Source organism: Mesorhizobium sp. M7A.F.Ca.US.014.04.1.1 (assembly GCF_003998745.1).
Taxonomy (GTDB): domain Bacteria; phylum Pseudomonadota; class Alphaproteobacteria; order Rhizobiales; family Rhizobiaceae; genus Mesorhizobium; species Mesorhizobium ciceri.
The window spans coordinates 1-627 of sequence record NZ_RZRW01001328.1 but is presented as its reverse complement, the minus strand read 5'-3'; the positions used below and the strand labels follow the sequence as shown (position 1 = coordinate 627).

Annotated in this window: 1 pseudogene; it reads left to right on the top strand. The window is 63.0% G+C overall.

Going from position 1 to position 627, the window contains the following annotated elements:
* Positions 1-627 (top strand): annotated as a pseudogene (locus EOA22_RS36370) (NnrS family protein); the annotation flags it as partial.

Genomic DNA, 627 nt, shown 5'->3' with positions numbered 1-627 from the left:
GCCGCGTGGATCGATGGCTCATTTCTGTTTGTGGTGGCTGCCGCCGCCGCCCGCGAAATCATCGCCGGACGCAACTGGCGCAACCTCAAGGTGCTGCTGCCGCTTGTCGTGATGGCGTGCGCCAACGGCATGTTCCATTTCGAGGCGCACCTTCAAGGCACATCCGACATCAGCCGCAGGCTCGGTATGGCTGCGGGGATCGTACTCATCTCGCTGATCGGTGGGCGTATCATTCCGAGCTTCACACGCAACTGGCTCGCCCGGGAAAATCCTGGCAAGCTGCCTGCACCGTTCGGCCGTTTTGACATCGCATCGATAGCCATCTCAGCTATCGCGCTGGGAGCGTGGACGTTCGCCCCCCACAACCGCGTCTCAGGAATGCTTATGGCCGTCGCTGCAATCTGCCAGGTGTGGCGTCTGTCGCGCTGGGCTGGCGAACGGACATTGCGGGATCCGCTCGTGCTCATCTCCACCTTGCATATGCTTTCGTGCCCGTCGGTTTTGCGTTGGTTTCGGCGTCGATCCTTTTGCCCGCAATCGTACCGGTCGCTGCCGGGCTGCATGCGTTCGGCGTCGGCGCCGTCGGGTCAATGACGGTCGCAGTGATGGCCCGCGCCACGCTTGGCC